The organism is Corallococcus praedator (genome assembly GCF_003612125.1).
In the GTDB taxonomy this organism is placed as follows: domain Bacteria; phylum Myxococcota; class Myxococcia; order Myxococcales; family Myxococcaceae; genus Corallococcus; species Corallococcus praedator.
Genome location: NZ_RAWI01000529.1, coordinates 1 through 5,370 on the forward strand (window position 1 = coordinate 1; position 5,370 = coordinate 5,370).

Below are 5,370 nucleotides of genomic sequence, written 5' to 3' on the forward strand. Positions count from 1 at the left end.
CTCCGGGCCCCCAACCGGGCGGCCCTCCTCCCCGTTTCCTGTCCAACCCCTCCGATGCAGGCCTCCGCGCCATGATGCCGGTGTCCCCGACGGAGCCGCGCCTTCCCTCCGACGGAGGCACTGGAGTCCCATGAAGACCACGCTCACGCCCGAACGCTCCGCCGCCTCCCGCGAGGCCCTGCGCCGCGCCAACACGGCGTTCGCCCGCGTGTACCCGGGCGAATCCTCGCAGCGACAGCCGGTGCACACCGTGTACGGCGGCGCCCACCTCTTCCGTGCCAACACGGCGCGGAAGATGGGCGACCTTGCCCTCGCGTCCCTGCGCGACCACGCCCCCGACGGCGCGCACCTCGCCCATGGCCTGGGCCTGCCCCAGCGCGGCGGCTTCGCCCAGCGCGTCTACGCCCGCGTCGTGGACAAGCTGGAGCGCGAGCCCGTGGAGGACTTCCGCCTGGACTTCGAGGACGGCTACGGCCACCGCCCCGACGCCGAGGAGGACGCCCACGCGCTCTCCGCCGCGCAGGAGGTCGCTCGCGGCCTGGAGCAGGGCACCCTGCCCCCGTTCATCGGCATCCGCGTGAAGTCCTTCACCGAGGAGCTGTACGCCCGCTCCTCCCGCACCCTGGACCTCTTCGTCACCGCCCTGCTGGAGCACACCGGCGGCAGGCTCCCACCGTCCTTCGTCGTCACACTGCCCAAGGTCACCGTGCCCGAACAGGTGACCGCCCTGGCACACCTGCTGTCGGAGCTGGAGTCCGCTCACGGCCTGCCCTCCGGCGCGCTGATGCTGGAGCTGATGGTGGAGACCCCCCAGGCCCTCTTCGACTCGCGCGGCCGGCCCCACCTGCTCTCCCTCGTGGAGGCTGGCGAGGGCCGCTGCTCCCACGTGCACCTGGGCGCCTACGACTACACCGCCGCCCTCAACGTCAGCGCGCACGTGCAGGGCATGCTCCACCCCGCCTGTGACTTCCTGCGCGACACCGTGCAGGTGCTCCTCGCCGGCACCGGCGTGCGCCTGTCCGACGGCGCCACCACCGTCATGCCCGTGGGCCCGCACCGCAAGCAGGGCGACACCCCGCTGCTGCCCACCCAGCAGCGCGAGAACACCGACGCCGTGCACCGCGCGTGGCAGCTGGCCTACCGCAACACGCGCCACTCGCTGGAGCGCGCGTACTACCAGGGCTGGGACCTGCACCCCGCCCAGATTCCCGTGCGCTACGCCGCCGTCTACGCCTTCTTCCTGGAGGGCCTGGAGCCGTCGTCCCAGCGCCTCAAGGCGTTCGTGGACAAGGCCGCCCAGGCCACGATGCTCGGAGGCGTGTTCGACGACGCCGCCACCGGCCAGGGCCTGCTCAACTTCTTCCTGCGCGGCCTCGCGTGCGGCGCCCTCACCGAGGAGGAGGTCCGCGCCACCGGCCTGACGCTGGAGGAGCTGCACGGCCGCTCCTTCCGCGCCATCGTCCAGGCCCGCGCGGCCCCGTCACGCTGACGCCCGAGGCTCGGGGGGCTCCGGAGGCCTTCCCACCGCGCCCCGGTGCCCCAGCCACTCGCGCGCCACGGCCACGTCCACCGCGAGGATGCCCAAGAGGAACAGCCACGGCCCGAGCCTCGCCGACAGGCCCGTCAACGCCCAGAAGGTGATGAGCCCTGCGAGCACCGGCGCCCCCCCCGTGGGCACCGCCTGACGCGCACGCCGCACCGACGCCAGCACGCCCAGCGCCAGCAACCCCAGCACCACGCCCGTCGCGCCCATCCGGCCCCGACCGCTCGCGCCTCCGCGCGTGGAGGGGAACATCAGCGTGTTGAACTTCCATTGGGGGTCGTCGTGGATCTCCCGACCGAAGTTGTCGTCAATCGTGATGGTGCGCTCGCGCTGCAGGTACGCCGTGGGCACCAGCGAACCGGACCACGCACTCCACGGCAGCAGCAGGCCCAGCGCGCACGCGGCCACGCCCGCGAACACCCACCGCTTCAGCCGCACCTCCGCCGGACGCCGGGGCAGCTCCTCCTGCGCCGCGGATGACGCCCGGAACGCGCGCCACTGCACGGAGCCCACCACCAGCGCCGCCAGCACCCACAAGAGGGCCGCCACGCCCAACCCCAGTGACAGGAACGCCTGCGTCACGGTGAGCGCGGTGAACATCGGCAGGAACGCCGGATGCGCGGCCCACCCGACCACCGGCTTGAGCGCGTCCGGCAGCGGCCTGCCCGCGGCGCTCCACTCGCGCGCGCCCAGCATCCCGGCCGCCACCAGCATCAACGCCGCCCACGGCAGGTCCAGGCCCCCGCCGACAAAGGGCAGCACCGGCACCAACACCGCGGCCGACACCAGCCCCGCGCCAAGCAGCGGCAGCGAGCCCCCGGGCAATCGCTCGCGCAGCCGGGGGTCGTCCAGCACGCCCTGCACCGCGCGGCCCGCCGAGTCCACGGCCCGCTGCGCCTTCTGGGCCACGTCATCCATCACCGGCGACTCCGGTGCGTCCCCGGCCCGCGTCACGGTCCGACCACAGTGCGGACACGTCCGCGACGGCGGGTCTTCAGGCAGCGGCTGACCACAGTGCGGGCAGGACATGGCGCGGAGTCCTCCTCGAAGGCGAACAGGAGCGCGAAAGCCTACACCGCGCCCCTGGTGCTTCCCTGAATCATGGCGACGGGGTCAGGGCTTCGCGCCGCGCGCATGCACGACCGCTTCCAGCCGGGACAGGCTGCGCTTCAGCTCCGCCTTGAGCGAGTCCACTTCCGCGCTTTTCGCGTGCAGCTCCTGCGTGCGCCGCGCCAGCGCCTGGATGGCCACCATGTTCACGCCGTCGATGTCGAGCAGCCCGATGCTCTTGTCATCCGTCCCCAGGCCGAAGGCCGCGCGGAAGTCCTGCGCCACCGGATCCGCGTCACCCCACGGCCGCACCTACCAGAGCATGTCCTGGTCCTCACTGACGCCCGGGACGTTGGACAGCGCCAGCTCACGGCCGCCCACGCGCACCGTGCCCTCGAAGAAGCCCACGGGCTGGGCGAAGTGGCTCACGATGAGGCGCAGGTTGCGCTCCTCGCGGTGCACGTAGATGGGCTTGAAGCGCAGGTCCACCGCGCCGTCGTCCGTCGTCATGCGCCAGGGGTCGAGCAGCTCCTTCGCGTTGTATTCGAAGCGCGCGCGGCCCACCGGGTAGAGCTTGTCTCCCAGCCAGATGGCGTTCTCGTTGGCCTCGGTGGCGCCCTCGTTGAAGCCCTCCACCAGGTTGATGCCCACGGGCGTGCCGTCCGGCAGCCGGCCCGCCGCGAAGGCCCATCTCCAGGCGGTGTGCCGCGCCAGATAGCCCTGCGTGTAGTCCATGCCGCCCACGCCGCCATCCAACCGGAAGCGCTTGCCGCCCGCCTCCAGGCTGCCGAAGGCCAACAGGCCACTGCGCTTCTGGGTGACGTTCACCAGCCCGTCGCCCGCCACCGGCGCGATGACGGTGAGCGCCGGAGGGCCGCCCGCCACCAGCAGCTCGCCCTTCCACTGGAAGGTCTGGAGCGACTGCGTGCGCATGCGGCTGACGTCGACCTCCACCTGGTAGCGCTCGTCGGCTTCACCGCGCTTGACGGACATCTTGCCGCCCAGCGTGCGGAACGCCGCCGTCAGGCCCGCGCCCGGACGGTCGCTCACCTCCGCGAGCGGCCCGGGCACGCCCAGGAAGCTCACGTCGCACAGGGGCTTCTTCTCCTGCAGGTCCACCGCCACCGCGAAGGCGTTGGCCGTGTAGCCCAGGTCCACCACCGCGAAGAGCGCCGCCACCTCCTGCGTGGCGACGAAGGTGTAGTGCCAGCGCTTGCGCTTGAGCAGGCGCGTGGTGCGCCCCGGGGCCCACTTCCCCAGCAGGCGGGGCAGGTCCACTTCGGGCAGTTCACCCTGGTACGTCCCGAACCGAGGCTCCCCTTGCGAGGAGGCCACCGAAGTCGGGGCGAGGGGCAGGAGGGCATCGACTTCTCGCTCGGGCGTCATCACGGGTCATTGGACGGCACTTCGCCGCGCCTGTCACGCGCTCCGGAAGGACAACCGGCGCCCTGGCGACACTCGCGGCGGCGGCCTGCCGCCACCCGCCTGCCTGCTAGCTCCTGCCGAAGATGATGCGCTCCTGGGACAACAGCCGCGTGGTGAAGCGCAGGGCCAGCGCCGCCACCACCAGGCACGACAGGAGCGCGAGCAGGAAGGGCACCGGCCCCAATGTTTCACCGCGCATCACCTCCGCGGCGAGCATCTCCTGCCCCAGCACCGGCACCGCGAACATCCACGTCTGCGTCTGGATGGGCGACAGGGCCAGCAGCATCCCCGGCAGCGTGGGCAGCACCATCAGGAGCGACAGGTACGTCTGCGCTTCCTTGAACGACCGTGCGTACGTGGACACCCACATCTGCACCGCGGACGCGGCGAGCACCAGCGGCAGCACCGCCGCCAGCATCCCCAGCGCGGCCTGCGCGTCGAACCGGGCCCGCACGCCCAGGTCCTCCAGCGGCACGCGCTTCACCACCAGGAAGTATCCCAGCAGACACAGCATCACGCCCGTGGCCGCCATCGCGCACGTGGCCAGCCACTTGCCCGCCACCACCGCGCCGCGCGGGGCGGGGTTGAGCAGCAGGGGCTCCAGCGAGCCGCGCTCGCGCTCCCCCGCCATCGTGTCGCTGGCCAGCTGCATGCCGCCCGCGAACGCCGCCATCACCAGGAACAGCGGGATGGTGGTGAGCACCGTGGCCGCGGTCTTCTCCGGCGTGGACAGGTCCAGCTCGTCCACGCGCACGGGCACCGCCAATTCCGGCGCCACGCCGCGCGCGAACAGGCGCTGACTGCCCGTCTGCTGCGAATACACCGCCAGCATCCGCTGCGCGCGCTGCACCGACTGGCGCGCCTTGTTGCGCGAGCTGTCCACCACCAGCCGCACCGCGGCGGTGTGCCCTTCGGCGAAGTCCTGCGCGTAGTCGTCCGGCACCACCAGCACCAGGTCCAGCTTGCCGGCCTGCACCAGCGCCTCGTAGTCCGTGGGCGCTTCCGAAAGCTTCGCGCCGTAGCGCTCCAGGAAGGCCATCAGGCTGGGCGCGTGCTCGCGGCCCACCACCGGCATCTCCAGCGGCCGGTCCTGCCGGTACCAGGAGGCCATCACGTTGAACATCACCAGGAACACGAGCGGGCCCAGCAACGGAAACATCAGCGCGGAGCCCAGCGTGCGCCGGTCGCGCAGGTGGTCGTGAACTTCCTTGCGCAGCACCGTCCCGACCAGCCGCCTCATTCGCGCAACCCCTGCTCGCTGCCAATCACGCTCACGAAGGCTTCCTCCAGGCTGTCCTTGCCGGTGCTCGCGCGCAGCGCGTCCGCCGTCCCGTCCGCCACCACCCGCCCCC

5 protein-coding genes are annotated in these 5,370 nt (G+C 72.2%); 1 reads left to right on the forward strand and 4 read right to left on the reverse strand.

The window, feature by feature from the left end; translation table 11 throughout:
* Positions 1 to 130: 130 nt before the first annotated feature.
* Entirely contained in the window at positions 131 to 1,489 is a 1,359-nt protein-coding gene (locus D7Y13_RS37970; protein ID WP_120532176.1) for a DUF6986 family protein, read from the forward strand.
* Here the strand turns inward: D7Y13_RS37970 and D7Y13_RS37975 are convergent.
* The 4 genes from D7Y13_RS37975 to D7Y13_RS37990 all read right to left on the reverse strand — a co-directional run bounded on the left by D7Y13_RS37975 (position 1,481) and on the right by D7Y13_RS37990 (position 5,258).
* The gene (locus D7Y13_RS37975) at positions 1,481 to 2,572 is read right to left on the reverse strand and encodes a zinc ribbon domain-containing protein (protein WP_147444232.1); all 1,092 of its coding nucleotides are present in this window, start codon (positions 2,570 to 2,572) and stop codon (positions 1,481 to 1,483) included. The genes D7Y13_RS37970 and D7Y13_RS37975 overlap by 9 nt on opposite strands.
* An 84-nt stretch (positions 2,573 to 2,656) precedes the next feature.
* Positions 2,657 to 2,905, reverse strand: a complete 249-nt coding sequence (locus D7Y13_RS37980) for a hypothetical protein (RefSeq protein WP_199732706.1) — start codon at positions 2,903 to 2,905, stop codon at positions 2,657 to 2,659.
* A complete protein-coding gene (locus D7Y13_RS37985) occupies positions 2,906 to 3,979 on the reverse strand; it encodes a DUF2804 domain-containing protein (protein WP_120532178.1) in 1,074 nt (357 codons plus the stop codon).
* A 106-nt stretch (positions 3,980 to 4,085) separates the two neighbouring features.
* Positions 4,086 to 5,258, reverse strand: coding sequence for an ABC transporter permease (locus tag D7Y13_RS37990; RefSeq protein ID WP_120532179.1), 1,173 nt, complete (start codon positions 5,256 to 5,258; stop codon positions 4,086 to 4,088).
* Positions 5,259 to 5,370 lie beyond the last annotated feature (112 nt).

Coding starts and splice junctions, on each gene's coding strand:
- D7Y13_RS37990 (WP_120532179.1), bottom strand. CDS start 5,258: ATGAGGCGGCTGGTCGGGACGGTGCTGCGCAAGGAAGTTCACGACCAC.
- D7Y13_RS37970 (WP_120532176.1), top strand. CDS start 131: ATGAAGACCACGCTCACGCCCGAACGCTCCGCCGCCTCCCGCGAGGCC.
- D7Y13_RS37985 (WP_120532178.1), bottom strand. CDS start 3,979: ATGACGCCCGAGCGAGAAGTCGATGCCCTCCTGCCCCTCGCCCCGACT.
- D7Y13_RS37975 (WP_147444232.1), bottom strand. CDS start 2,572: ATGTCCTGCCCGCACTGTGGTCAGCCGCTGCCTGAAGACCCGCCGTCG.